The 24,470-nt window shown below is 64.1% G+C and carries 20 protein-coding genes; 11 read left to right on the forward strand and 9 right to left on the reverse strand.

The features are described 5' to 3' along the window. Positions 1-31 precede the first annotated feature (31 nt). Entirely contained in the window at positions 32-952 is a 921-nt protein-coding gene (locus LJX93_RS10165) for a LysR family transcriptional regulator (RefSeq protein ID WP_227697124.1), read from the reverse strand. Between the two features lie 167 nt (positions 953-1,119). Between LJX93_RS10165 and LJX93_RS10170 the strand changes: the two genes are divergently transcribed. The 3 genes from LJX93_RS10170 to LJX93_RS10180 are packed head-to-tail and all read left to right on the forward strand — an operon-like array spanning position 1,120 to position 4,718. After that, positions 1,120-2,424: an MFS transporter gene (locus LJX93_RS10170; RefSeq protein WP_047582020.1), complete on the forward strand. Its 1,305-nt coding sequence runs from the start codon at positions 1,120-1,122 to the stop codon at positions 2,422-2,424. Between the two features lie 30 nt (positions 2,425-2,454). Beyond that, positions 2,455-3,696 (forward strand): Zn-dependent hydrolase, encoded by a 1,242-nt coding sequence (locus LJX93_RS10175; protein ID WP_033697105.1) that lies wholly within the window; start codon positions 2,455-2,457, stop codon positions 3,694-3,696. Further along, positions 3,696-4,718, forward strand: a complete 1,023-nt coding sequence (locus tag LJX93_RS10180; RefSeq protein ID WP_033697106.1) for a histone deacetylase family protein — start codon at positions 3,696-3,698, stop codon at positions 4,716-4,718. Before LJX93_RS10175 ends, LJX93_RS10180 begins: the two co-directional genes overlap by 1 nt. A gap of 127 nt (positions 4,719-4,845) precedes the next feature. On the opposite strand, the gene LJX93_RS10185 is transcribed toward LJX93_RS10180, so the two are convergent. Continuing rightward, positions 4,846-6,270, reverse strand: coding sequence for a PLP-dependent aminotransferase family protein (locus tag LJX93_RS10185; protein ID WP_033699971.1), 1,425 nt, complete (start codon positions 6,268-6,270; stop codon positions 4,846-4,848). Between the two features lie 326 nt (positions 6,271-6,596). Between LJX93_RS10185 and LJX93_RS10190 the strand changes: the two genes are divergently transcribed. Continuing rightward, positions 6,597-8,006: an amino acid permease gene (locus LJX93_RS10190; protein WP_033697107.1), complete on the forward strand. Its 1,410-nt coding sequence runs from the start codon at positions 6,597-6,599 to the stop codon at positions 8,004-8,006. A gap of 3 nt (positions 8,007-8,009) precedes the next feature. Here LJX93_RS10190 and LJX93_RS10195 read toward each other — a convergent pair whose 3' ends face one another. Continuing rightward, positions 8,010-8,201 carry a hypothetical protein gene (locus LJX93_RS10195; protein ID WP_033699973.1) on the reverse strand — a complete coding sequence of 64 codons (192 nt, stop codon included), beginning with the start codon at positions 8,199-8,201 and terminating at the stop codon, positions 8,010-8,012. Positions 8,202-8,308: 107 nt separating this feature from the next. Between LJX93_RS10195 and tam the strand changes: the two genes are divergently transcribed. Further along, positions 8,309-9,085: a trans-aconitate 2-methyltransferase gene (gene tam / locus LJX93_RS10200; protein ID WP_186661340.1), complete on the forward strand. Its 777-nt coding sequence runs from the start codon at positions 8,309-8,311 to the stop codon at positions 9,083-9,085. Here the strand turns inward: tam and LJX93_RS10205 are convergent. Both LJX93_RS10205 and LJX93_RS10210 read right to left on the reverse strand, forming a co-directional pair. Next, positions 9,075-9,446: a DUF2784 domain-containing protein gene (locus tag LJX93_RS10205; protein ID WP_047582021.1), complete on the reverse strand. Its 372-nt coding sequence runs from the start codon at positions 9,444-9,446 to the stop codon at positions 9,075-9,077. The two genes, tam and LJX93_RS10205, sit on opposite strands and share 11 nt — an antisense overlap. A gap of 63 nt (positions 9,447-9,509) precedes the next feature. Continuing rightward, complete coding sequence (locus LJX93_RS10210) at positions 9,510-10,379, reverse strand: LysR substrate-binding domain-containing protein (protein ID WP_227697125.1); 870 nt, start codon at positions 10,377-10,379, stop codon at positions 9,510-9,512. Positions 10,380-10,624: 245 nt separating this feature from the next. Here LJX93_RS10210 and LJX93_RS10215 point away from each other — a divergent pair, with 245 nt between their 5' ends. From LJX93_RS10215 to LJX93_RS10235, 5 genes are all read left to right on the forward strand, one after another. Continuing rightward, positions 10,625-11,941 (forward strand): MFS transporter, encoded by a 1,317-nt coding sequence (locus tag LJX93_RS10215; protein WP_156310120.1) that lies wholly within the window; start codon positions 10,625-10,627, stop codon positions 11,939-11,941. A gap of 14 nt (positions 11,942-11,955) precedes the next feature. Then, positions 11,956-13,347 (forward strand): FAD-dependent oxidoreductase, encoded by a 1,392-nt coding sequence (locus tag LJX93_RS10220; protein WP_095064249.1) that lies wholly within the window; start codon positions 11,956-11,958, stop codon positions 13,345-13,347. 95 nt (positions 13,348-13,442) lie between these two features. Continuing rightward, positions 13,443-14,153 carry a YebC/PmpR family DNA-binding transcriptional regulator gene (locus tag LJX93_RS10225; RefSeq protein WP_033697117.1) on the forward strand — a complete coding sequence of 237 codons (711 nt, stop codon included), beginning with the start codon at positions 13,443-13,445 and terminating at the stop codon, positions 14,151-14,153. A 138-nt stretch (positions 14,154-14,291) separates the two neighbouring features. Beyond that, positions 14,292-15,236 (forward strand): LysR family transcriptional regulator, encoded by a 945-nt coding sequence (locus tag LJX93_RS10230; protein WP_033697119.1) that lies wholly within the window; start codon positions 14,292-14,294, stop codon positions 15,234-15,236. An 82-nt stretch (positions 15,237-15,318) separates the two neighbouring features. After that, positions 15,319-16,731, forward strand: coding sequence for a DOPA decarboxylase (locus tag LJX93_RS10235; RefSeq protein ID WP_227697126.1), 1,413 nt, complete (start codon positions 15,319-15,321; stop codon positions 16,729-16,731). A 38-nt stretch (positions 16,732-16,769) separates the two neighbouring features. Here the strand turns inward: LJX93_RS10235 and LJX93_RS10240 are convergent, their stop codons facing one another. Beyond that, positions 16,770-18,143: an MFS transporter gene (locus tag LJX93_RS10240; RefSeq protein ID WP_033697123.1), complete on the reverse strand. Its 1,374-nt coding sequence runs from the start codon at positions 18,141-18,143 to the stop codon at positions 16,770-16,772. Positions 18,144-18,609: 466 nt separating this feature from the next. Between LJX93_RS10240 and quiC the strand changes: the two genes are divergently transcribed. Beyond that, positions 18,610-20,517, forward strand: a complete 1,908-nt coding sequence (quiC, locus tag LJX93_RS10245; RefSeq protein ID WP_033697125.1) for a 3-dehydroshikimate dehydratase QuiC — start codon at positions 18,610-18,612, stop codon at positions 20,515-20,517. A 75-nt stretch (positions 20,518-20,592) separates the two neighbouring features. Here the strand turns inward: quiC and LJX93_RS10250 are convergent, their stop codons facing one another. The 3 genes from LJX93_RS10250 to LJX93_RS10260 form a co-directional block, all read right to left on the reverse strand. Continuing rightward, entirely contained in the window at positions 20,593-21,261 is a 669-nt protein-coding gene (locus tag LJX93_RS10250; RefSeq protein ID WP_227697127.1) for a class I SAM-dependent methyltransferase, read from the reverse strand. 533 nt (positions 21,262-21,794) lie between these two features. Beyond that, complete coding sequence (locus LJX93_RS10255) at positions 21,795-23,123, reverse strand: TolC family outer membrane protein (RefSeq protein ID WP_033697129.1); 1,329 nt, start codon at positions 23,121-23,123, stop codon at positions 21,795-21,797. Position 23,124: 1 nt separating this feature from the next. Next, complete coding sequence (locus LJX93_RS10260) at positions 23,125-24,465, reverse strand: HlyD family type I secretion periplasmic adaptor subunit (protein ID WP_050506031.1); 1,341 nt, start codon at positions 24,463-24,465, stop codon at positions 23,125-23,127. Positions 24,466-24,470: the final 5 nt, after the last annotated feature.

A 24,470-nucleotide genomic window follows, 5' to 3' on the forward strand; every position in this document is an offset into this window, starting at 1 on the left:
CATAGTGCGCGGATGATCAACCAACCCAAATCTACAGATGCCCTTTCTCCAAACACTGTTGCAACGCCTGGATAAACACCTCTTCCGCCCGACTCAGCCGCTGCTCCCTGTTCCACAACAGGTGTATATCCACATCCGCGATCCCCTCCTGCGGCGGCAGCTTCCATAACAGCCCGGCGGCCACATCCGGCGCCACCACGTGTTCTGGCAGGCAGCCGATGCCGAACCCAGCAATCACCAGGCGGCGCACCTCTTCAAGGCTGGGCGAGGACGCCACGATGCGTCCGGAAAACCCTTGCTGGTCACGGAAGATGGTCAGCGGCGAGAGCATCCCGCCAATCTGGTCGCTGGTAAAACTGACGAAGTTCTCACGCTGCAGGTCGCCCTCAAGCTGGCCGAACAAGGCATGGTGCTTGCCGCAGAAAAACGCATAGCGCTGGCGCAGAAACAGCCGCTGCTCCAGCCGCGGTTGAGGCCTTCGGTTGAGGCTCAGGCCTGCGGTGGCGGTCTTCTCCTGCAAGGCGGCGACAATGTCGGAGCTGCGCATCACGTCGATTTCCAGCTCTACCCGGGGGTGCTGGCGGTGGAAGTCGGCGAGAAAGTCGTCAAAGCGCTCGCTGACGATGCGGCTGATGATCAGCAGGCGCACTTTGCCCACCAGTTCGTCAGCCGGTTGCTCCAGCAGCCCGCCGATCTGCGACATCTGCCCGTACACCTCGCCAGCCAGCAAGAACATCTGCTCGCCCATTTCGGTCAGCACGAAGCGCGGCCCGCGGCGGGCGATGAGTTGCCGGCCAAGCTGCTCCTCCAGGCGTTTGAGCGCCTGACTCACCGCCGGCTGGGTAAGGTGCAGGCGGGCGGCGGCGCGGCTGATGGACAGCTCCTGGCCGATGACCCGGAAGGTGCGCAGCAGGTTCCAGTCGAGGCGGTCGTTGAGCAGGCGGTCAGACATGGTCGGGCTCGAATGATAAGCATGGCTAATAGTGCGAATAATAAATAGAAAATTGACTAATCATAGCCCTGGGACGATAAATCGCAGCCATGCATCGACCAGGCGCCACCAGAGCGCCCCGTGATTTCCGATAACTCCTGCCAGAAAAACAAGCAAAGGAGCCCAGCATGAAGCCCACCGCTTCGCCCCAGCCGCGCCGTGCCGCCGCCGCCGCGTTCATCGGCACCATGATCGAGTGGTACGACTTCTACATCTACGCCACCGCCGCTGCACTGGTGTTCGGTGCGTTGTTCTTCCCCTCCGACGACAGCCTGTTCAGCACCATGGCCGCCTTTGGCACCTTTGCCGTCGGTTTCTTTGCCCGCCCGCTGGGCGGCGTCATCTTCGGCCATGTGGGCGACCGCATCGGGCGCAAGAAGTCGCTGGTCATCACCTTGCTGATGATGGGCATCGTCACCGTGTGCATCGGCCTGCTGCCGACCTACGCGCAGATCGGCGCCACCGCGCCGGTGCTGCTGATTGTGCTGCGTATCGTCCAGGGCATCGCCGTGGGCGGGGAGTGGGGCGGGGCGGTGCTGATGGCGGGTGAGCACGCGCCGAAGGGTCGACGCAACTTCTTTGCCTCGTTTGCCCAGCTGGGTAGCCCGGCGGGCCTGATCCTCTCGCTGCTGGCCTTTGGCGCCGTAACCCGGCTGCCGGAAGACCAACTGATGAGCTGGGGCTGGCGTGTGCCGTTCCTGGCCAGCGCACTGTTGCTGCTGGTGGGCCTGGCCATCCGCCTCGGGGTCAACGAATCGCCGGAATTCATCGCCAGCCGCGAGCAGGCCGAAAAGGCCCACCGCAAGGAGCAGGCGCCGGTGTTCGAAGTGCTGCGCACCGCCTGGCGCCCGCTGCTGCTGTGCATCGGTGCCAATACCCTGGGCATTGCCGGGGTCTACTTCACCAACACCTTCATGATCAGCTACACCACCCAACAGTTGCACCTGGATCGCTCGCTGATCCTTGAATGCCTGTTCTTCGTGGCGGTCATCCAGTTTTGCCTGCAACCGCTGGCCGCCTGGTTGTCCGAGAAAGTCGGCGCTACCCGCTTCCTGGCCCTGGTCGCACTGCTGGCGATGGCCTCGCCGTATCCGATGTTCGTGCTGGTCAGCTCGGGCCAGGGCCCGTTGATCGTGCTTGGCATCGCCCTGGCGGCGGCCTGCATGGCGTCGTTCTATGCGGTGATCGCCGGTTACGTCAGCGGCATGTTCGAAACCCGCGTGCGCTACACCGCGATCTCTCTGGCCTACCAGATCTGCGGTGCAATTGCCGGGGGCCTGACGCCGCTGATCGGCACCTGGCTGGCCCACACCTTCAGCGGCCAGTGGTGGCCGATGGCGGTGTTCTACACCTTGATCGCCTCCATTTCGCTGCTCTGCGTGCTGGCCTTGGCGCGCCAGTACACCCGTAGTCAGCAGCTGGAAATGGCCTGATCCACCCGATTCGATCTGGAGTACCTGTACATGTTGAAAAGCAATGGCGAACGCCTGTGGGCGAGCCTGATGGCCATGGCCGAAGTCGGTGCCACGGCCCGTGGCGGCAGCTGCCGCCTGGCCCTGAGCGATGAAGACAAGGCCGGCCGAGAACTGTTCAGCCACTGGTGCCGCGAGGCCGGCCTGACCCTGTCGGTGGATGCCATCGGCAACCTGTTCGCCCGCCGCGCAGGCACCGATGCGCAGGCTGCACCGGTGATGATGGGCAGCCACCTCGACACCCAGCCCGAAGGCGGCCGTTTCGATGGTGTGTACGGTGTGCTGGCGGGCCTTGAGGTAGTACGCCGGCTCAACGACCTCGGCATCCGCACTCGCAAGCCGCTGGAGATTGCCGTGTGGACCAACGAGGAAGGCGCACGCTTCACGCCGGCCATGTTCGGCTCGGCAGTGTTCACCGGTACCCTTGACCTGCAGCAGGCGCTGGCTATTCGCGATGCTGCGGGCATCAGCGTCGCCGATGAGCTGCAACGCACGGGGTATGCCGGCCAGCGCCCCTTGGGCGGCAAGGTCGATGCTTATTTTGAAGCGCATATCGAGCAAGGCCCGATCCTTGAAGACAACGCCAAATGCATTGGTGTGGTCAGTGGTGGCCAGGCGATTCGCTGGCTCGACGTGACGGTCGAAGGCATGGCCGCCCACGCCGGCACCACGCCGATGCCGCTGCGCAAGGACGCCCTGTACGGCGCGGCACGAATGATCCAGGCGGTGGAGCAACTGGCCGCCGATTTCGCCCCCCAAGGCCTGACCACGGTGGGCGAGCTGTCGATTGCCAAGTCTTCGCGCAACACCATCCCAGGTGTACTGCGCTTCACCGTCGACTTGCGCCACCACCGTGACCAGGCCATTGAGGCGATGGAGCAAGAGCTTGGTCTGAAACTGCAGGCCATCGCCGCGCAGCGTGGCCTGCAGGTACGCATCGAGCGCCATTGGATGAGCCCGGCGACGCCCTTCGACGCCGCTTGTGTGGCCGCCGTGCAACAGGCCGTGGACGGCCTGGGCTATGCCCAGCAGGCGATTGTCAGTGGCGCTGGCCACGACGCTATTCTGCTCGCCCGTTACTGCCCGACAGCCATGGTGTTCATCCCCTGCGTCGGTGGCCTGAGCCACAACGAGGCTGAAGACGTGCTGCCCGACGATGCCCGCCAGGGCGCCGATGTACTGCTCAACGCCGTGCTGGCCCGTGCCGGCCGGGTCGAACAAGGAGAAGCCTGATGCGTTGCTACTTTCACCCCGAACAGCTGCTGCACCACCCGCGCAGCTACTACTCGCGCGGCGCCATGCGTACCCCGCAGGAAGTCCCTGAGCGTGCCCAGCGCCTGTTGCAGGCGGCCAAGGACCTTGGCTTCGACATTCGTCAGCCCGAAGATGCCGGCCTGGGCCCGCTCAAGGCGGTACACGGTGAGGCCTATCTGACGTTCCTCGAAGAGGCCCATGCACGCTGGAAGGAAGTGCCCGAGGAGTGGGGCGACGAGGTCATGTCGAACATTTTCGTGCGCGAGCCCAATGCCCTGCGCGGCATTCTCGCCCAGGCTGGCCGCTACCTGGCCGACGGCAGTTGCCCCGTGGGTGAGAACACCTGGCGCTCGGCCTACTGGTCGGCGCAAAGCGCAGTGGCCGCCGCCAAGGCCATTCTCGGGGGTGAGCCTGCGGCCTATGCGCTGTGCCGCCCACCGGGGCACCATGCGCGTTTCGATGCGGCTGGCGGCTTCTGCTACCTGAACAACGCCGCCGTCGCGGCCCAGGCCTTGCGCGGCCGTTATCGCCGCGTGGCGATCCTCGATACCGACATGCACCATGGGCAAGGGATTCAAGAGATTTTCTACGACCGTAATGATGTGCTGTATGTGTCGGTGCACGGTGACCCGACCAACTTCTACCCGGGGGTGGCCGGGTTCGCGGACGAGCGCGGCGAGGGTGTGGGGGAGGGCTACAACCTCAACCTGCCGATGGCGCACGGGGCCAGTGAGGCGGATTTCATGAATCAGCTTGAGATTGCGCTGAGTGCGGTGAAGGACTTTGGTGCCGAGGTGCTGGTGTTGTCGTTGGGGTTCGATATCTACCAGCTGGACCCGCAGAGCAAGGTGGCGGTGACCACCGATGGGTTTGCGGCGTTGGGTGAGCGGGTTCGGGCGCTGCGCTTGCCGTGTGTGATAGTGCAGGAGGGGGGGTATCACCTGGAGAGTTTGGAGGCGAATGCGCAGGCGTTTTTTGGGGATAGGGTGGATTGGCGTTAGGGTTTGGGTGGGTGTCAGGGCTGCCAGGTGTTCGCCACGGCAAATTCAGCGCCTGGGAGATCGAGCGCCGCCCGCGCGACGCTCGATCTTCCAGGCGCTGCAAATGCCATGGCAAGCCCTAAACCCACTAAACCCCACCCCGCCGCACATGCTTCACCAGCACCTTCTCCAACAACTCCCACATCGCAGGGTCGGTACTGAACGCCACATTGAACCGCATCCACCCCGTCGCCTTGGCATCCACCATGAACAACTGCCCAGGCCCAAGCATGATCCCTTGCTCCAGCGCATCGTCCAGCAACGCCGCGCTATCCGGAATCGCCGGATGCCGGGTCCAGATGTACATCCCTTCGTCCGACTCGGTGAACAACTCGAAACCCAGCCGATGCAAGTGCCGGCCCACTTCCTGGTGCGCCTCGGCCAAACGCTGGCGCAGCCGTTTGAGGTGCTTGCGCCAGCGCCCGTCGATGATCGCGGCATACACCACGCGCTCCATCACCTGCGAGGTGGTGAGGCCCGAGCGCATTTTCAGGTGTACCAGTTTCTGCATCAGCTCCGGGTTGGCCATCATGTAGCCAACCCGCACGTTGGGCGAAATGCTCTTCGAGTAACTGCCCACGTACACCACCTGCTGCAGGTGGTCGAGGCTGGCCAGGCATGGCTGCGGCTCGGAGACCATGTCGGCGTACAGGTTGTTCTCCACCAGGCGGAAGCCATGCTGGCTGGCCAGTTGCAGCAAACGGTGCAGCTGCGGCAGCGGGGTGCGTGAGCAGGTCGGGCTGTGCAGGTGCGGCTGGGTGAAGAAGGCCGTCGGGCTGTGGTGCGCCAGCAGTTGTTCCAGCTGGTTGAGGTCGTAGCCGTTGGGCGTGCGCGGTACGCCGATTAGCGTCGCGCCCTGGGTACGTAGGATGCTCATCAGGTTGGGGTAGCCGGGGTCGTCCACCAGCACCACGTCACCTGGGCGTACCAGGGTGCGCGCGGCCAGGTCCAGGGCTTGGCTGGCGCCGTGGGTGAGCATCAGTTGCGCCGGGTTGGCGACAATCGACAGCTCCTGCTGCAGGTTCTGCGCGGTCAGCGCACGCAGTTCCGCCAGGCCCATGGGGTCGCCATAGCCAGACAGCTCCAGCGGGCTCCCGGCGACCTGGCGCAAACCGCGGCGCAGGCCGTCTTCGTACATCCAGTCATTGGGCAACCAGCCGCAGCCGGGCTTGAACGGCAGTTGGCGGATCTCGAAGATCTGCTGCAGGTACCATTCAGAGTTGAACGTTGGTCGACTGGTGTCGGCCTCGGCATTGTGTTTTTCCAGCAACTCGCCGGCCGCGCGATTGATGAAAAACCCCGCGTTGCCCCGGCTTACCAGCAGGCCCTGGGCGACCAGACGATCATAAGCCTCGACCACGGTAAAGGTACTCACCGAGTAAGTCGCGGCAAAGGCGCGGATAGACGGGACCTTGGCCCCAGGCTTGAGCGTCTGGTTGTCGATCAGCTCGCGCAGTCCATCGATGATCTGGTTGACCAGCGGGGTTGGGGAGTCTGGATGTAATTCGAACATTCGGGGGCCTTCAGGGTGCTTGGCGCCAGGCGCCTGCAAGGTGTATTGCATGGGCGGCCTGTACAGTGCAGTGCGAGATTCATGCCACTGTGCATGGCTCTCTGCGTCGGACATTTTTACATTAGGTGTCGGATATCGCCACATAAAGCATGTTCAGTTCGCTCGAAGGGCAAACCTTCGGGCGCGTCAGCAGGCCGCCATGGATGGCCTGCGTGTGTTTGTTCACACCATCCTGCCCGCATTAGCACTGATGTACAGGTGAGGCCGCTAGCCATCGGGGCCTCACAGTTTTCCTTGGATAAAAAGAAGCACGGGGTACACAACTGATGGACGCAACATCCACAACCACCACCGCGAAAGGCGGGCACGAGAGCAAGCTCAGTGCCTCCCTCAAGTCGCGCCACCTGACGATGATGTCGATCGCCGGGGTTATCGGCGGCGCCTTGTTCGTCGGTTCCGGCAGCGTGATCCACAGCGCCGGCCCGGCCGCTGTCCTGGCCTACCTGGCAGGCGGCATCCTGGTGGTGCTGATCATGCGCATGCTCGGCGAAATGGCGACGTCCTCGCCTGACACCGGCTCGTTCTCCACCTACGCCGACCGCGCCATTGGCCGCTGGGCCGGTTTCACCATCGGTTGGCTGTACTGGTGGTACTGGGTAATCCTCATGGCGTGGGAAGCCTACGTGGCGGGCAAGATCCTGCACGGCTTCTTCCCTGACGTCAGTGTCAACGTGTTCGTGCTGGCCACGACCCTGCTGCTGATCACCGTCAACTTCTTCAACGTCAAGCACTACGGTGAGTTCGAGTTCTGGTTCGCCTTGATCAAGGTGATCGCCATCGTCTGCTTCCTGGTGGTGTGCACCGCCGCCGTGATGAACGTCTGGCAGTTTGGTGAAGTGCGCGGCATCAGCCAGCTGACCGCAGAAGGCTTCATGCCTAACGGCATCACCACGGTGATTGGTGCCTTGCTCGGGGTGATGTTCGCCTTCCTCGGTGCCGAGATCGTGACCATTGCGGCATCCGAAGCCAAGGACCCGGCCGCACAGATCGTCAAGGCCACCAACTCGGTGGTATGGCGTGTGTGCCTGTTCTACGTCGGCTCGATCTTCCTGATCGTCTGCCTGGTACCGTGGAACGACCCGCACCTGGGCGTCTCGGGCTATGGCGCCTACCGCCGTACCCTGGAGCTGCTGGGCGTTCCGTATGCCGAGTTGCTGATGAACTTCGTGGTCCTGACCTCGGTCAGCAGCTGCCTGATCTCCGGTCACTACACCGCCTCGCGCATGCTGTTCTCGCTGTCCCAGCGTGGCGATGCGCCGTCGTTCTTCAAGATCACCCGCGCCGGCACCGGCGTACCGGTGTACGCGATCATGGGTTCGTGCGCCGTGGCGGTAGTGTGTGCGCTGATCAACTTCAGCGAGACCCTGCGTCCGAAAGATGTGCTGGACACCCTGATGAACACCACCGGCATGATCGCGTTGCTGGTGTACCTGGTGATCGCCTTCTCGCAACTGCGCATGCGCCGCAAGCTGATCGCCGAAGGCAAGGAAGTTCGCCTGAAGATGTGGCTGTTCCCGTGGCTGACCTACCTGGTGATCGCGTTCATCGTGGCCGCCCTGGTGACCATGGCATTCATGCCTGACTACCAGATCCTGGTGATCTCCACCGGCATCGCTGCGGCGGTCGTGGTGGCCATGGGCGTCGTGCATCAGATCCGCAGCGCCAAGCGCCACTAAGCCTTAGTCGCTGTTCGAAACGGCCGGCTCCCTTGGGGACCCGGCCGTTTTTGCGTTCAGGGCCTGGCTTTTTTCACTCGCATGCCGGTCAGGCATGTGGAAGCGCTGGTTCATCCAGGGTGAGCCGAGCAGGGCGGCGGCAGCGATCAGGGTCAGGATGGCCAGGGCCAGGTATGTTTTCATAGGCATGCGCATGTAAGGACTGACTTCAAGCATAGGCAGTCAGTTCCGGCCTGCGAGGAACCCCTAACAGGCAGCACATGGCTTATGCTCAGCGCATTGCCCGCCCAAAGGAGCCGCACATGGCCTGGTCCGCCACCCAGTATTCCCTCTTCGAAAATGAGCGCACCCGCGCCGTACGCGACCTGCTGACCGCCGTGCCGCAACGCCCGGTGCGTCATGCCACGGACCTGGGCTGCGGCCCGGGCAACTCCACCGAAGTGCTGCTGCAGCGTTACCCCGATGCCCAGGTAATGGCGCTGGACAGCGACCCCGACATGATCGACAAGGCCCGTGAGCGCAAACGGTTGTGTGTGCCCCGGGTACGCTGCGCCATTGCCGACATTGGCAAATGGACCGCGCCGCAAGCACAGGACCTGATCCTGGCCAATGCCTCGCTGCAATGGGTGCCCAACCATGCTTCGCTGTACCCGCACCTGATCAGCCAGTTGAGCGAGGGCGGCAGCCTGGCGGTGCAGACCCCAGACAACCTCGACGAGCCGGCGCACCGGCAATTGCGCGAGATCGCCAGCCAAGGCCCGTGGGCCGCCAAGTTTGCCGACTTCCAGTTGCCGCCCAGGCACAATGCGGCGTTCTATTACGACCTGCTCAGCCCACTGTGCACGCGGGTGGATGTGTGGCGTACCACTTACCATCACCCCTTGGAGGGTGGCGCCGAAGCCGTGGTGGAGTGGTTCAAGGGCTCGGCGTTGCGGCCTTACCTGGCCAGGCTGGACGAGCACGAGCAGGCAGGCTTCCTGCAGATGTACCTGCAGGCGATGCAGCGCGACTACCCGCCGTCCACCGACGGCAAGGTATTGCTGCCGTTCCCGCGGTTGTTCGTGATCGCTACCCGGTAGGGCGGCGCCAGCGCCAAAGCACGTAACCGTAAATGCCGACATTGAGCAGCAACACCACGGTGCCCAGCAGCACCTGGGTCTGTGGTGTCAGGCCGGCGGGGTAGATGAGCGGCCAGATGTAATGCTCGACGAAGCCGCCCTGGTAGCCCGCATCGCCAGCGGCGCTGCGCATGCGGTTTTCCCAGCTGGTCAGCGGGCAACCCAGGTGCAGGTATTCCACCGCCAGGCCCCAGGCCAGGGCTGGAATGTGCACCAGCAGGGCAGGGCGCCAACGCAGCACCAGCAGGCCGCCGAACAGCACCAGCAGGATGAAGGCCAGGTGCAGCAGCACCAGCGTGTCGGCGGTCAGGCGAAAGAGCATTGGCAGTTATCCAGGCGGTAGGGTGACGCGAGCTTTGCGTTAGCGGGAAGCGATGGAGCGGATTTACAACCCTTCCTGCACCATTTGCAAGAACGTCGCCAGCACCCGCCGTGTACGCTGCTCGCTCAGGCACACCAGCGTCTCGGTCAAGTGCCGCTGGCAATCGACGATCGGCAACGCACACACGCGCGCATCGGCGCCAAACTCCGCCGCCGACACCACCCCCACGCCAATCCCCACCACCACCGCTTCACGTGCCGCTTCCCGGCCCTCTACCTGGATCGCCGGCCGAATCCGCAAGCCGGCCCGCTGCATCTCTTCCTCCAGCGTCTGTCGCGTCACCGACCCAGGCTCGCGCAGCACCAGCGGTGTGTCATCCAGGTCCGCCAGGCTGATCGAGCCGCGGCTGGCCCACGGGTGGTGATGGGAAACGAACGCCACCATCGGGTCGCGGCGCAGTGGCAGGCAATGCAGGCGCTCATCGTCGACATCCCGCCCCAGCAGTGCCAGGTCGGCCTGGTAGCTGAACAGCCGGGCCAGCGACTCATCGGTGTTGCCGGTCTCGATCTTCACCTGGATACCCGGGTAGCGCTGGCAGAACCGGGCGATCTGCGGCAGCACATGCACCGGTGCATCCACCGCCAGCACCAGGCTGCCGGTGTGCAGGGCGCGCGAGTCCTGCAGCAGCTCAAGGGCTTCGGCTTCGCAGGCGAACAGGCGTTGGCTGATGCCCAGCAGGCGCTCGCCCAGGTCGGTCAATTGCACCGAGCGCTTGTTGCGGTGAAACAGCAGCACGCCAAAGCGCTCTTCGAGCTTGCGCACCTGGTCGGAGACTGCCGGCTGGGTAAGAAACAGCTTTTGCGCCGCACGGGTAAAGCTGCCGTGAACCGCCACCGCGTGGAAGGCCTTGAGTTGAGCGTGTGAGACCGACATGACGACTCCAGTAACAAGCTGAGCTTATGTGTGAAATACGATAAATCGATTTTATTTATCAGTCACCAGCTGTTTCCATAGCTCTCAGCCCAACGCTGGTGCCACAAGCGCCAGCCGGGCCATGGTGCTCTTGCAGCGCCATCTGACCCGATGACGGGCCACCGTCATCGCTGTGCGCAACACAAGAACAAGACAGGCGTTTCTTCACATTCTGCCGGCACACTTGAGCAAGAGGTCAGACTCACATGAACCATTCCCTAGCCACGTTCAAACGCTGGCGTATGCAGATTTTCGCAATTACCTGGCTGGCTTATGCCGCCTTCTACTTCACCCGCAAGGCCTTCTCGGTGGCCAAGCTGGGTATCGCCGAAGACCCAAGCTTCATGCTCGACAAGGCCGCCATGGCCAACCTCGATGCCATCTACCTGGCTGCCTATGCGGTGGGCCAGTTCACCTGGGGCATGCTTGCCGACCGCTTCGGCCCCCGCGTGGTGGTGCTCGGCGGTTTACTGATTTCGGCGGCGGCGGCCGTGGTGATGGGCAGCTACGCGACCTTCCCGATCTTCGCCACCTGCATGTTGATCCAGGGCTTGGCGCAGTCCACCGGCTGGGCCGGCTTGTGCAAGAACATCGGCAGTTTCTTCCCCGCCGCGCAGCGCGGCCGGGTGCTGGGCCTGTGGAGCTCGTGCTATGCCTTCGGCGGCCTGGTGGCCTCGCCGTTTGCTGGCTGGTGGGCCTACACCCTGGTCGGTACCTGGCACGCAGCGTTTTACTCCAGTGCCGCCGTGGTCGCGCTGGTGGCCGTGCTGTTCTTCTTCCTGCAGCGCAACAAACCTGAAGACGTCGGCTTGCCCGCCGTCGAACCCGAGCCGCAAAGCATGGCGCCGGGCGCCAACCTGTGCAGCGTCTGGGCGCCACTGCGCGAGATCATGCGCAACCGCACGGTACTGACCCTGGGCCTGGCCTACTTTCTGCTCAAACCGGCGCGCTACGCCATCTTGCTGTGGGGGCCGGTAATCGTCTTCGAGCAGATGCCATCGGTGGGCAAGGTCGGCGCGGCGATTATCCCGACCGCCTTCGAGCTGGCTGGGCTGTTGGGGCCGATCATGATTGGCCTGGCCTCCGACAAACTGTTCGGCGCGCGGCGCATGCCGGCCTGCGTGATCAGCTTGCTGCTGTTGACGGTGACCCTGGCGGCGTTCATGGCGGCCATGCACAGCGGCAGCGTCGTCATGGTGGTGGGCCTGCTGTTTGTCATGGGCCTGACCCTGTACGGGCCGGATTCGATGATCAGCGGCGCGGCTGCCATCGACTTCGGTACGGCCAAGGCCGGTGCCACTGCCGCGGGCTTCGTCAATGGTTGCGGCTCGGTGGGGGCGGTGCTTGGCGGCCTGCTGCCCGGTTACTTCGACAGCGTCACGGTGTTCATCGTGTTCGCCGGTTGCGCACTGTTCTCGGCCCTGGTGCTGTTGCCGCACTGGAACAGCCGCCCAGCCACCCTGGCCGAAGCCAATGACGTGGCACCCAACACCAGCATGGCGATCAAGCCACTGCGTACCTAAAGGAAAGCGAGCGAATGAGACCCTTCTGGCTGCAACAGGCCCTGGATTCGGAGCAGGATGCGCTATGCGCGCCGCTGCAAGGCGACGCGCGTTGCGACGTATGCATCGTTGGCGGGGGCTACACCGGCCTCTGGACTGCACTGATGCTCAAGGAGGCGGCGCCGGCGCTGGACGTGATGCTGATCGAAGCAGACATCTGCGGCGCAGGTGCCAGTGGGCGCAACGGCGGTTGCGCGCTTTCCTGGTCGGCCAAGTACTTCACCCTCGAACGCTTGTTCGGCACGGCCGAGGCGGTGCGCCTGGTGCGCGAGTCGGAGCGCAGCATCGCGGCCATTGGTGCGTTCTGCGCGGCCAATGGCATCGACTGCGACTACCGCCTCGACGGCACCCTGTACACCGCCACCAACCAGGCCCAGGTGGGCGCGACCGATGCGGTGATCGCGGCGCTGGCGCAGCAGGGCATCAACTCATTCGAACGCCTGCCGCTGGAGGCTGTGCAGCGCCTGGCCGGTTCGGCGCGGCACCTGGAAGGCTGGTTCTCCCCGGCGGCCGCCACCGTGCAGCCTGGGCGGCTGGTGCGTGGCCTGCGCCGTGTGGCCTTGCAGCGCGGGGTGCGCATCCATGAAGGCACGGCCATGGCCAGCCTGGAACACGGCGCGCCAGTGCAGGTGCGTACCGCCCACGGGACGGTGCGCGCCGACCGCGTGGTGCTGGGCCTCAATGCCTGGATGGCGCGGGCCTTCCCGCAGTTCGAGCGCAGCGTGGCCATCGTCTCCAGCGACATGGTGATCACCGAGCCGTGCCCCGACCTGCTGCGCGAAATTGGCTTGAACAACGGCGTCAGCGTGCTCGACTCGCGGATCTTCGTGCATTACTACCACAACACCTCCGATGGCCGGCTGATGCTCGGCAAGGGCGGCAATACTTTCGCCTATGGCGGGCGCATGCTGCCGGTGTTCGACCAGCCTTCGCCGTACCGGCCGCTGCTGCGCGAAAGCCTGGGCGCGTTCTTTCCGGCCCTGGCCGAGGTGCCGCTGGCGGCCAGCTGGAACGGCCCGTCGGACCGCTCGGTGACCGGCCTGCCGTTCTTCGGCCGGCTGGACGGGCAGGGCAATGTGTTCTACGGCTTTGGTTATTCCGGCAGCGGCGTCGGGCCGTGCCACATGGGCGGGCAGATCCTCTCGTCGCTGGCGTTGGGGTTGGACAACCCGTGGTCCCGTTCGCCGCTGGTCAACGGCCCGCTGGGGTTGTTCCCGCCCGAGCCGATTCGCTACCTGGGCTCGCTGATGGTGCGCAATGCCATCCGTCGCAAGGAGCGCGCCGAGGACCGCGGGCAACGGCCACGGCACCTGGATGTGCGCCTGGCGCGTTTCGCGGCGGCGGCCGGCAAGGCCGACAAAGCATAAGATTTTTTGTCGATCACAGGCCCGAGGGCGTATAAACTGCACCCACTTTTTGGCCGGTCGCTTCCTGAACTGGCCGTTGAAACAAGAGAGTCGACATGGGCGCACAGTGGAAAGCCAAACATAGAGAAACAGCGGCCAATGCCAAAGGCAAGGTCATGGGCAAGCTGTCAAAAGAGATTCAGATCGCTGCCAAATCGGGCGCCGATCCCGACATGAACCCGCGCCTGCGCCTGGCCATCGTGCAGGCCAAGAAGGCCTCGATGACCCGCGAGACTCTGGATCGGGCAATCCGCAAAGGTGCTGGCCTGGACGGTGATGCCGTGCAGTACCATGCGGTGAGCTACGAAGGCTTCGCACCGCACCAGGTGCCGCTGATCGTCGAGTGCCTGACCGACAACATCAACCGTACCGTCGCGCAGGTGCGTGTGCTGTTCCGCAAGGGCCAGCTGGGTGCAAGCGGCTCGGTGGCCTGGGACTTCAACCACGTCGGCCTGATCGAAGCCACCCCGAACGGCGATGCCGACCCGGAAATGGCCGCCATCGAAGCCGGTGCCCAGGACTTCGAGGAAGGCGAAGAAGAGGGTTCGACCCTGTTCATCACCGACACCACCGACCTGGACGCTGTGCAGAAGGCCCTGCCGGAGCATGGCTTTACCGTGGTCTCGGCAAAGATCGGCTACACGCCGAAGAACCCGGTGAGTGCTGCCAGCCTGAGCGCTGAGGCGTTGGCCGAGGTCGAGGCGTTCCTCGAGGCGATCGACGAGAACGATGACGTGCAGAACGTCTATGTCGGCCTGACTGACTGATTTGTGCCTCTGGGGCCGCTTGGCGGCCCTTTCGCGACGCAAGGCCGCTCCTACTGGTACAGCGCTGTACCTGTAGGAGCGGCCTTGTGTCGCGAAACGAGGGCGCAGCCCTCGCCTGCGGCCCGGAGACGAACACCCATGAACCCAACTTTCGCCTCCCTCAGCCTCGCCCACCTGCGTACCCTCGACCACCTGCTGCAGCTGAAAAACCTCAGCCACGCTGCCGAGCGCCTGGGCGTCAGCCAATCGGCCCTGAGCCGCCAACTGGCCCACCTGCGCGAAGCCTTCGACGACCCGCTGCTGGTGCGCCAAGGCCGTGGCTACGTGCTCAGCGAATATGCCGAAGCGTTGGTCGAACCCCTGCGCCAGGTACTCGAAGAACTCCAGGCCCTGCGCCAACCGGCCGTGTTCGACCCGGCCCGCTGCGAACGGCGCTTCTGCCTGGCGGCCTCCGACTACGTCGCCGAGCACATGCTGCCGTTGCTGGTGGCGGCGCTGGAGCACGAAGCTCCCGGCGTCAGCCTCGAATACCGCACCTGGCAAGCCGGCCAGTATGCCTTGCTGGCCAGCGGCGAAATCGACCTGGCCACCACCTTGTTCGACGAGTCGCCCGCCAACCTGCATGGTCGCTTGCTCGGTGAGGATCGCGCCGTCTGCCTGATGCGCCGCGATCACCCGCTGACAGCCCATCACACGCTCAGCCAGGCGGACTACCTGGCGCACAAGCATGTGCGTATCTCCGGTGGTGGCGACAAGGACAGCTTCATCGACCGCCACTTGCGCGCCCAGGGCCTGCAGCGGCGGGTCAGCCTGGAAGTGCCGTTTTTCTCCGCCACGGTGCAGGTGATCGGCAACAGCCAGGCGGTGGCGACGGTGCCCGAGCACATTGCCCGGCAACTGTGCCGCCTGCATGACCTGGCCTGGCGGCCCCTGGGCTTTATCGACCACAGCCAGCGCTACTGGGTGGTCTGGCACCAGCGCCTGCAGGCCTCGGCCGAGCACCGCTGGTTGCGCAACCGGGTGTTCGAATTGTGGCGCCAGTCGCAGTTCGGCGTGCACGGTGGGCATGCGCCAACGCCATAGGAGGTATGCGCGAAGCGGGGTTCATTGGGGGGCAGGCGGCACTTAGACTGAAAGGCAGCAAACTGCCCAAAGGAGACCGCCCGTGACCCCCGAACAATTCCGCCTGTACGGCCACCAACTGATCGACCTGATCGCCGACTACCGCCAAACCGTGGGCGACCGCCCGGTGATGGCCCAGGTCGAGCCCGGCTACCTGAAGGCAGCCCTGCCAGCATGTGCCCCGCAGCAGGGCGAACCGTTCGAGGCGATTCTCGACGACGTCAACAAACTGGTCATGCCAGGCCTGTCCCATTGGCAGCACCCGGATTTCTACGGCTACTTCCCCTCCAACGGCACGTTGTCGTCAGTGCTGGGTGATTTTCTCAGCACCGGCCTGGGCGTACTGGGCCTGTCGTGGCAGTCCAGCCCGGCCTTGAGCGAACTGGAAGAAACCACCCTTGACTGGCTGCGCCAGCTGCTGGGCCTGTCAGGGCAATGGAGCGGGGTGATCCAGGACACCGCCTCGACCAGTACCCTGGTGGCGCTGATCTGCGCCCGCGAACGTGCCAGCGGTTACGCGTTGGTGCGTGGCGGCCTGCAGGCCCAGGCCAAGCCGCTGATCGTCTACGTCAGCGCTCACGCCCACAGTTCGGTGGACAAGGCCGCACTGCTGGCAGGTTTTGGCCGTGACAACATTCGCCTGATCCCCACCGACGAGCGCTTCGCCCTGCAGCCGGCTGCCCTGCAAGCAGCCATCGAGCAGGACCTGGCGGCGGGTAACCAGCCGTGTGCGGTGGTTGCGACCACCGGCACCACTACCACCACGGCACTCGACCCGCTTCGCCCGATCGGTGAAATCACCCAGGCCCATGGCCTGTGGCTGCATGTCGACTCGGCCATGGCCGGCTCGGCGATGATCCTGCCGGAGTGCCGCTGGATGTGGGATGGCATCGAGCTGGCCGACTCGGTGGTGGTCAATGCGCACAAGTGGCTGGGCGTGGCCTTCGACTGTTCGATCTACTACGTGCGCGACCCGCAGCACCTGATCCGCGTGATGAGCACCAACCCCAGCTATTTGCAGTCGGCGGTGGATGACGAGGTGAAGAACCTGCGCGACTGGGGCATCCCGCTGGGGCGCCGGTTCCGTGCGCTGAAACTGTGGTTCATGTTGCGCAGTGAGGGTGTCGAAGCGCTGCAGGCACGCTTGCGGCGTGATCTGGAGAATGCCCAGTGGCTTGCCGAGCAGGTCGAGGCGACGCCGGGCTGGGAACTGCTGGCGCCGGTGCAATTGCAGACGTTGTGCATCCAGCATCGGCCGGCGGGGCTGGAAGGGGAGGCGTTGGATGCGCATACCCGCGGCTGGGCCGAGCGGCTCAATATGTCTGGGGATGCCTATGTGACGCCGGCAACCTTGAATGGCCGGTGGATGGTGCGGGTGTCGGTGGGGGCGCTGCCTACCGAGCGTGAGCATGTCGAGAAACTGTGGCGGGGGCTGCAGGCAGTGGTCAAGGGCTGAAAATGCAGGGGGCCGCAAAAGCGGCCCCCTACGGTCTATCAGTGGCTTACGGTCTGGAGGCTACCTTTACGGCTGGCCTCATACGCTTCTTTGTCCATCGGCTTGGCCTGCGGATTGCCCAGGTCTTCCATCGCCATACGGTGGGTTTCCGGTGCAATGTAAGCCGCCAGGGCGCAGATGCAGGTGATGAAGAACGCCATGCTACCGACCACCAGCGGAATGTTGTCCGAGCCTGGCGGTGCCACGATGGCGAACAGCGCGGGCAACATGGCGGTCAGCATGGTGCCGATGTTCTGCGCAATGGCCATGGCCGAAACACGGTAACGGGTGTGGAACAGCTCGGGGTAGAAGCTTGGGAACACCGCGTTGTAGCCCTGGTAGACCATGCCCCACATCACGATCGAGGCGGCGAAGGCCAGCGGCACGTTCTGGATGCTGATCGCATACAGGTAGACGAAGGCCAGCAGGCCTGAGCCCAGGCACCCGGCGATCATGGTCGGGCGACGGCCGATCTTGTCGGAAAGGTTGCCGACAAAAGGAATCACCAGCACCGCAACGATATTGCCGACCACCGGGATCCACAGGTACACGCTCTTGTCGAAGCCGATGCCATAGGCCGGCTGCACCGCGTAGGCCGCGCCGAAGATGGTGGCGACCACCGGAATCACGTTCATCAGTGCCATGAACATCACCAGCACCATGTGTTTCCAGCTATGGCGGAAGGCCTCGCTGACCGGCGACTTGGCGACTTTGTCCTGCTTCTCTTCCTTCACGAACGCAGGCGTCTCGTGCACTTCCTTACGGATGATGAAGCCGGCGATCAGCACCACGGCGCTCATCAGGAACGGAATGCGCCAGCCCCAGTCATTGAAGGCTTCGCTGGGCATGAAGTAGGCCAGTGGCAGGAATACCGCCGCCGCCAGAACCTGGCCGGCCTGCACGCCTTGCAGGGTGAAACTGGCGTAGTAGCCACGTCGGCCGAATGGCGCATGCTCCATGATCATCGAACTGGCCCCGGAAATCTCGCCGGCCACGGCAAAACCCTGGATCAGGCGCAGCACCACCAGCAAGACGGGGGCGAGGATGCCGATGTCGTGGTAGGTGGGCAGCAGGCCCACAGCCATGGTCGACAGGCCCATCAGGAACATGCACAGCAGCAGTACGTTCTTGCGCCCGCGGGTATCACCCCAGTGGCCGAGCACAAAGGCCCCGACCGGGCGGGCCAGGTAGCCGACACCGTAGGTAGCCAGCGAGGCGATGATCGCCATCTTGGGGTCGGTATTGGGGAAGAAGATCTGCGGGAAGATCAGGGCCGCAGCCTGGGCATAGATGAAGAAGTCGTAGTACTCGAGTGCCGAGCCTATCCATCCACTGGCGGTCGCTTTCTTGGCTTGAGAGCTGGAGTGAGCCATCGTTGTCTCCGTTGTTCTTGTTGGTTCCCGCACGGCGCATGGCGAACGTGGGGTTATCTCGGGAGTGGGGTCAAACGTGAAGTGCGGGGGTATTCCGCGCCAAGGCCGTGACAGACAGCCAGGAGACAGGTGCGGAACGCAAGGCCAGAGCAGTGTTCATAGGTCGGTACCCGGTTTTATTGAACTTATTATGTTGTGACGTTGGGCTTGTCAGCGCAGGTTCTGCCGAACGACCGTCTTGGCAAAGGGCATCGGTCGGTGTGCCTGCGTCTGGTTTCATGTTGACCACGGGTTGGCGGTGTAGCAATTCGCGAAATCGGGTTTTGTTCGGTAATCGAACACAAAACTAACCATTCCGTACAAAGGGATTGATGAGGCGACTTTACCTGCGAATAATCGATCGTGCCAGGTACTGTCACAGTAGGTTTCCTGCGCCGTCGTCCCCTAACAACAAGGAAATCCCGCCATGCAGCGTTCGATTGCCACCGTGTCCTTGAGCGGCACCCTGCCGGAAAAGCTCGAAGCCATCGCCGCCGCCGGCTTCGACGGCGTCGAGATATTCGAGAACGACCTGCTTTACTACGCTGGCAGCCCGCGCCAGGTTCGCCAGATGTGCGCCGACCTGGGCATCGCCATCACCTTGTTCCAGCCGTTCCGTGATTTTGAAGGCTGCCGCCGCGAGCGCCTGCAGAAGAACGTCGACCGCGCCGAGCGCAAGTTCGACCTGATGCAGGAACTGGGTACCGACCTGGTGCTGGTGTGCAGCAACGTTCAGGCCGACGCCCTGGGCGACGAACAGCTGTTGGTGGACGACCTGCGCCTGTTGGCCGAGCATGCCGGCCAGCGAGGCCTGCGCATCGGTTATGAAGCCTTGGCCTGGGGCCGCCACGTCAATACCTACCAGCAGGTCTGGAACCTGGTGCGCCAAGCCGACCACCCGGCCCTCGGGGTGATTCTCGACAGCTTCCATACCTTGTCGCTCAAGGGCGACCCCAGCGCGATCCGCGACATCCCTGGCGACAAGATCTTCTTCGTGCAGATGGCCGACGCTCCGATCCTGGCCATGGATGTGCTGGAGTGGAGCCGGCATTTCCGCTGCTTCCCGGGGCAGGGCGAAATGGACCTGGCCGGCTTCCTCGCCCCAATCCTTACCACCGGCTATCGCGGCCCGCTGTCACTGGAAATCTTCAACGACGGCTTCCGCGCCGCGCCGCCTCGGCAGAACGCCGCCGACGGCTTGCGCTCGCTGCTGTACCTCGAAGAGCAGACCCGCCTGCGCCTGGAGCAGGAGGCCGTGGCGGTGGAGCCGGGCGTGCTGTTTACCCCGCCTGCGGCCAGCGCCTACGACGGCGTGGAATTCCTCGAGTTCGCCGTCGACGAGGCGGTGGGCGCACGCCTGAGCAGCTGGCTGAAACGCCTGGGCTTTGCCGATGCCGGCAAACACCGCAGCAAGGCCGTGCAGCTGCTGCGCCAGGGCGACATCAACATCGTCCTCAATGCCGAACCCTACTCGTTCGGCCACAACTTCTTCGAGGCGCACGGGCCTTCGTTGTGCGCCACGGCGTTGCGGGTCAAGGACCAGCAGGCTGCGCTGAAGCGCGCCACCGCCTTCCGTGGCCAGCCGTTCCGCGGCCTGGTCGGCCCCAATGAATGTGAAGTGCCTGCCGTGCGGGCACCCGATGGCAGCCTGTTGTACCTGGTAGAGCCGGGCAGCGCTGGCCAGACGTTGTACGACACCGACTTCAGCCTGGACAAAACCGCCAATGCCAGCGGTGGCCTGCGCCGTATCGACCACATGGCGCTGGCGCTGCCGGCCGAGTCGCTGGACAGCTGGGTACTGTTCTACAAGAGCCTGTTCGATTTCGCTGCCGACGACGAAGTGGTGCTGCCGGACCCTTACGGCCTGGTCAAGAGCCGTGCCCTGCGCAGCCAGTGCGGCACCCTGCGCCTGCCACTGAACATTTCCGAGAACCGCAACACGGCCATTGCCCATGCACTGTCCAGCTATCGCGGCTCGGGTGTGCATCACATCGCCTTCGATTGTGACGACATCTTCCGTGAAGTAGCGCGCGCCAAGCTGGCCGGTGTACCGCTGTTGGAGATTCCGCTCAATTACTACGACGACCTGGCAGCGCGTTTCGACTTCGACGACGAGTTCCTCAGCGAATTGGCGTACTACAACGTGCTGTACGACCGTGATGCCCAGGGTGGCGAGCTGTTCCACGTCTACACCGAACCGTTCGAGGAGCGTTTCTTCTTCGAGATCATCCAGCGCAAGGGTGGCTATGCCGGGTATGGCGCAGCCAACGTCGCCGTGCGCCTGGCGGCGATGGCCAAGGCCCGCAGCGGGGTGGCGCGCAAGCCGGTCCTGTAACTGCCTCAGAACTCATGTTTCATTGAGTCAGCAGGGGCGTGTGTCTGCACTCGTCGAAGATCCTTCGGCGTAGGCTCAACGCCCCTCGGCCACCATCAGCAGCGCCTGCGGCACCGCACTTTGCGGGTGCTGCGGCTCCTGCAGGCTGACCAGGCGCAGCCCGGCCATGTCCAATGCATTGAGCCAACTGGCCAGCGTGCGGAAATACCACGGCATCGGCCGCCAGGCCCCGGCAAACCCTGCGAACGACTCTTCCCGCCAGCCATCCTGATAATCGCCCGCTGCCACGCTCCAGGGGTGCAATGTCTGGATCACCAGAGCACCACCGGCTGCCAGCAAGCCCTTCAGTGCTGCCAGCAGTGCAATGATGTCCTGGTGCAGCAGCGCGAAATTGGCACAGATCAGGTCATAGTCACGGCCAACGTTGACGTCGCCCTCGGCTAGCTGGGCGTAGCTGGCAAGGTGCACCTGCGCGGACCCTGCCGCGCGTGCCGCGGCCACCAGAGTCTGATCGCCATCCACCCCGGCCGCCTCGATGCCGCGGTCGGCAAGTGCCCGCAGCAACCAGCCTTCACCACAGCCAAGGTCCAGCACGCGCTCGGGTTGGCGGCCCAGAATGGCCAGCAGGATGGCCTGGTCGGTAACCTGGCGGCGGCTCTCGATGGCGCCGCTGCGCACCGCGTCGATCCAGGCTTGGGCGTTGTGCTGCCAGCTGTGCAGCACGGTATCTTCGGGGTTGGGCATGAGGGTGTCCGCAGCAGTGGGTTGGTTCAAGCATAGGCCGCCATCGCGGCCCCTTGGGGGCTACACGCTGGCCGAGACATTGAACTTGATTTGCGCGCTGACGCTAATGTGGTGTTTCAGAAATACCAATCAAAGTTACTTACCCAAGACCCGTGCCGCACGGGCGACTGAGGCCAGAATGGCCGTGGCTTTTTTAAGGGGGGTTGTGGATGCCTTGAGACTGTATGCGGGGCCACCAGGTGCCTGGCTTGGCATTTTCAGCGCCTATCAGATCGAGCGCCGCCCGCGCGGCGCATCGCGACGCAAGGCCGCTCCTACATTTGTTTCGGGCCAATTATTCTTGGGGCATTGGCGCGCGGCCCCTTGGTGCCCCCCTCAATATCGCGTCGTACAAACAAGGCGGTCGCGCGCAAATGCCACTGGCCTCACTGGCCCGAAACAAATGTAGGAGCGGCCTTGCGTCGCGATGCGCCGCGCGGGCGGCGCTCGATCTGCGCCCCACCTCCAAACCCAAGACAGGCACCTAGCCGCCATCACTTACTGACCATCAGTTCCGGCCCCAGGTAGTCGTTGACCAGCTCGATATCATCATCCCCCAGGCTGCCCACCGATGACGCCAGGCGCAGGCGCGACATCAGGTAGTTCAGCTTGGCCTCGAACAGGTCATGACGCGCGTCGAACAGCAGTTCTTCAGCGTTGAGCACATCCGAATTGGTGCTGGTACCACCCTCCTTGAAGCCCTTGCGCGTCGAGGTCAGCGAGCGTTCGTTGGACGCCACGGCCTTTTCCAGCGCCTGGATACGCATGGCCCCACTCTGCACACCGCGGTACTCACGGGTGGTGCCCGAGATGACTTCCTGACGGGTGGCGTCGAGTTCGTCCAGTGCTTTCGAGCTGTTGGCGCTGGCCTGACGGGTCAGCGCGCTGGTGCTGCCGCCGCTGTACAGCGGGATGTTCAGTTCCAGCCCGATCGAGTTGTACTGGTTGCGCTGATTCAGCTCTGAAATCGACTGGCTGCTACCTGCGGTGTAGCCCGCCACAAAGTCCAGCGTCGGCCAATGCCCGGCCCTGGCCCGGTTGACCTCTTCTTCGGCAAGCTCATAGCTGTGCCGGCGTGCGTGAATCAGCGGGCTGTCGGCCTGGGCCTTGACCAGCCAGTCCTGCAGGTTGCCCGGTAGCAGTGGCGGGGTGCTGAAGCCCGGCTGCAGGGTGGTCAGCGATGCCGGGGTTTCACCGATGTATTCCTCAAGCGTGCGGCGGGCGTTGACCAGGTTGTCTTGCGCCTCGATCAGGTCGGCCTCGGCCAGGTCGCGACGGGCGACCGATTCGTCGATGTCGGTCACCGTACCGGCGCCCAGCTCCATCCGCCGCTTGGCCGAGGCAAGCTGCTCTTCGAAGGCGTTCAGCTTGGCCTTGGCCAGGGTGATGGTTTCGCTGGCCAGAAGTACATCGAAGTAGCTGTCGGCCAGGCGCACCGCAGCATCCTGGCTCTTGGCGTCGAACACCGCGACGCTGTAGTCGGCACGCTGCTCGCCCTGGCGGTACTCAGCCATTTTCTGCTTGTTGAACAGCGGCTGGCGCAGGCGCACGCTGGCGCCCTTGGAGTCGTAGTCCAGATCGTTCTCGAGGCTGTTCTGGTGCTGGGTGCCATTGACCTTGTTGTAGTAGGCAGTGGCATTGATCTGCGGCAGCAGGCCGGCCTGGCCAATGGCCCGGTTCTCCATGCCGGCTTGTTTTTCATGCTCGGCGGCGCGGTAGACAGGGCCTTGGTATTGCAACAGGTCCCAGGCTTGTTTCAGGTCCATGGCACTGGCCGGCAAGGACAACCCCAACAGGCACAACAACAGGCAGTGTCGGTTCATTTCATTGCTCCTTGAAAGCACTGTCCACGCGTTCGAGCATTGGCTTGAGCAGGTAACTGAGCAGGTTGCGCTCACCGGTCTTGATGGTGACGGTGGCGGGCATGCCGGGCCGTATGTGGTTGCTGCCCAACAGGCTCATGCCGGCGGGCGAGACGTCCACCTGGGCCAGGTAGAAGGGTTGCTTGCTCTCTTCATCAAGCAGGCGGTCGGCAGAGATGGTCTTCACCCGGCCAGGAATGTTCGGTGTCTGGGCGTGGTTGAAGGCCGGGAAGGCGATGTCCACGGCAAGGCCTGGGACCATCTTGTCGATGGCCTGAACCGGGATCATCGCGTCGACCTGCAACGGCTCGTCCAGCGGGACCACTTCCATCAGCTTGGCGCCGGGCTGGATCACCCCGCCCACCGTGGCGATGCCCAGCGCCTGGACCATGCCGTCGATGGGCGAGCGGATCACCGTGTGGGTCACTTCGTAGTCCAGCGCCCGCAGGCGGTCGGCCAGCGTGGTGTTTTCCTTGGCGGTGTCGGTCAGTTGCGATTCGACCTCTTTCAGGTAGTCGTGCTGGCGCTGCAGAATGCGCAGCTTGATCTCGGTGGTCTGGCTGCGCACCCGGGCGATATTGTTGAGGTTCTCGGCCTGGCCGGCGGACAGGTCGGCGTTGCTGCGTTCAAGTTCCAGCAGGCGGTTGCGTGGCACATACCCTTCGGCCGCCAGCACGCGGGTGCCTTGCAGTTCCTGGCCGAGGAAGTTGATCTGCGAGGCGCGGGCGCCATACACCTGCTGCAGGCCCTTGAGCTGCACGGCCGATGCCGCCAAGTTCTCTTCGAGGATGCTGATTTCGCCAGCCAGGCCGGCGCGGCGGGTATCGAGCAAGCGTTGCTGCAAGTCCATGGCGGCCAGCAGGCGCGGGTCAGTGCCGAAACGCGTGAGCAAGGCTGGGTCGAAGTTCACCGTGTCGCGGCTGTCGCGCTCGGCTTCCAGGCGGTTTTCCACGGTCTTGCTGACAATGTACTGGGCGCTAACTGCGCCTTGTTCGGCGACGGCGCGCAGGGCATCGAGGCGCACCAGTTCCTGGCCCTTTTTCACCACTTCGCCTTCGCGCACCAGGATCGCCTCCACGGTGCCGCCACTCAAGTGCTGCACCGCCTTGCGGTTGCTGGTGACCTTGACCGTGCCGGTGGCGACCACGCCGGCATCCAGCGGCGCCAGGCACGACCACAGCAGGAAGCCGCCGAAGCCGGCAACGACCAGCCATACACCCCAGCGCGCCGGTTTGCCGGCATCCAGGTCGATCAGGTTTTTCGCCTCGGCGGGGATCAACTCGGTAGGTTGGCTCATGTGCATGATCG

Source organism: Pseudomonas sp. HN2-3, from assembly GCF_020691745.1.
In the GTDB taxonomy this organism is placed as follows: Bacteria; Pseudomonadota; Gammaproteobacteria; order Pseudomonadales; family Pseudomonadaceae; genus Aquipseudomonas; species Aquipseudomonas capeferrum.

What these genes read in the sequence shown, in the direction of transcription:
- LJX93_RS10165 (WP_227697124.1), bottom strand. Translation starts at nt 952, where the DNA reads ATGTCTGACCGCCTGCTCAACGACCGCCTCGACTGGAACCTGCTGCGC.
- LJX93_RS10170 (WP_047582020.1), top strand. Translation starts at nt 1,120, where the DNA reads ATGAAGCCCACCGCTTCGCCCCAGCCGCGCCGTGCCGCCGCCGCCGCG.
- LJX93_RS10175 (WP_033697105.1), top strand. Translation starts at nt 2,455, where the DNA reads ATGTTGAAAAGCAATGGCGAACGCCTGTGGGCGAGCCTGATGGCCATG.
- LJX93_RS10180 (WP_033697106.1), top strand. Translation starts at nt 3,696, where the DNA reads ATGCGTTGCTACTTTCACCCCGAACAGCTGCTGCACCACCCGCGCAGC.
- LJX93_RS10185 (WP_033699971.1), bottom strand. Translation starts at nt 6,270, where the DNA reads ATGTTCGAATTACATCCAGACTCCCCAACCCCGCTGGTCAACCAGATC.
- LJX93_RS10190 (WP_033697107.1), top strand. Translation starts at nt 6,597, where the DNA reads ATGGACGCAACATCCACAACCACCACCGCGAAAGGCGGGCACGAGAGC.
- LJX93_RS10195 (WP_033699973.1), bottom strand. Translation starts at nt 8,201, where the DNA reads ATGCGCATGCCTATGAAAACATACCTGGCCCTGGCCATCCTGACCCTG.
- tam (WP_186661340.1), top strand. Translation starts at nt 8,309, where the DNA reads ATGGCCTGGTCCGCCACCCAGTATTCCCTCTTCGAAAATGAGCGCACC.
- LJX93_RS10205 (WP_047582021.1), bottom strand. Translation starts at nt 9,446, where the DNA reads ATGCTCTTTCGCCTGACCGCCGACACGCTGGTGCTGCTGCACCTGGCC.
- LJX93_RS10210 (WP_227697125.1), bottom strand. Translation starts at nt 10,379, where the DNA reads ATGTCGGTCTCACACGCTCAACTCAAGGCCTTCCACGCGGTGGCGGTT.
- LJX93_RS10215 (WP_156310120.1), top strand. Translation starts at nt 10,625, where the DNA reads ATGAACCATTCCCTAGCCACGTTCAAACGCTGGCGTATGCAGATTTTC.
- LJX93_RS10220 (WP_095064249.1), top strand. Translation starts at nt 11,956, where the DNA reads ATGAGACCCTTCTGGCTGCAACAGGCCCTGGATTCGGAGCAGGATGCG.
- LJX93_RS10225 (WP_033697117.1), top strand. Translation starts at nt 13,443, where the DNA reads ATGGGCGCACAGTGGAAAGCCAAACATAGAGAAACAGCGGCCAATGCC.
- LJX93_RS10230 (WP_033697119.1), top strand. Translation starts at nt 14,292, where the DNA reads ATGAACCCAACTTTCGCCTCCCTCAGCCTCGCCCACCTGCGTACCCTC.
- LJX93_RS10240 (WP_033697123.1), bottom strand. Translation starts at nt 18,143, where the DNA reads ATGGCTCACTCCAGCTCTCAAGCCAAGAAAGCGACCGCCAGTGGATGG.
- quiC (WP_033697125.1), top strand. Translation starts at nt 18,610, where the DNA reads ATGCAGCGTTCGATTGCCACCGTGTCCTTGAGCGGCACCCTGCCGGAA.
- LJX93_RS10250 (WP_227697127.1), bottom strand. Translation starts at nt 21,261, where the DNA reads ATGCCCAACCCCGAAGATACCGTGCTGCACAGCTGGCAGCACAACGCC.
- LJX93_RS10255 (WP_033697129.1), bottom strand. Translation starts at nt 23,123, where the DNA reads ATGAACCGACACTGCCTGTTGTTGTGCCTGTTGGGGTTGTCCTTGCCG.
- LJX93_RS10260 (WP_050506031.1), bottom strand. Translation starts at nt 24,465, where the DNA reads ATGCACATGAGCCAACCTACCGAGTTGATCCCCGCCGAGGCGAAAAAC.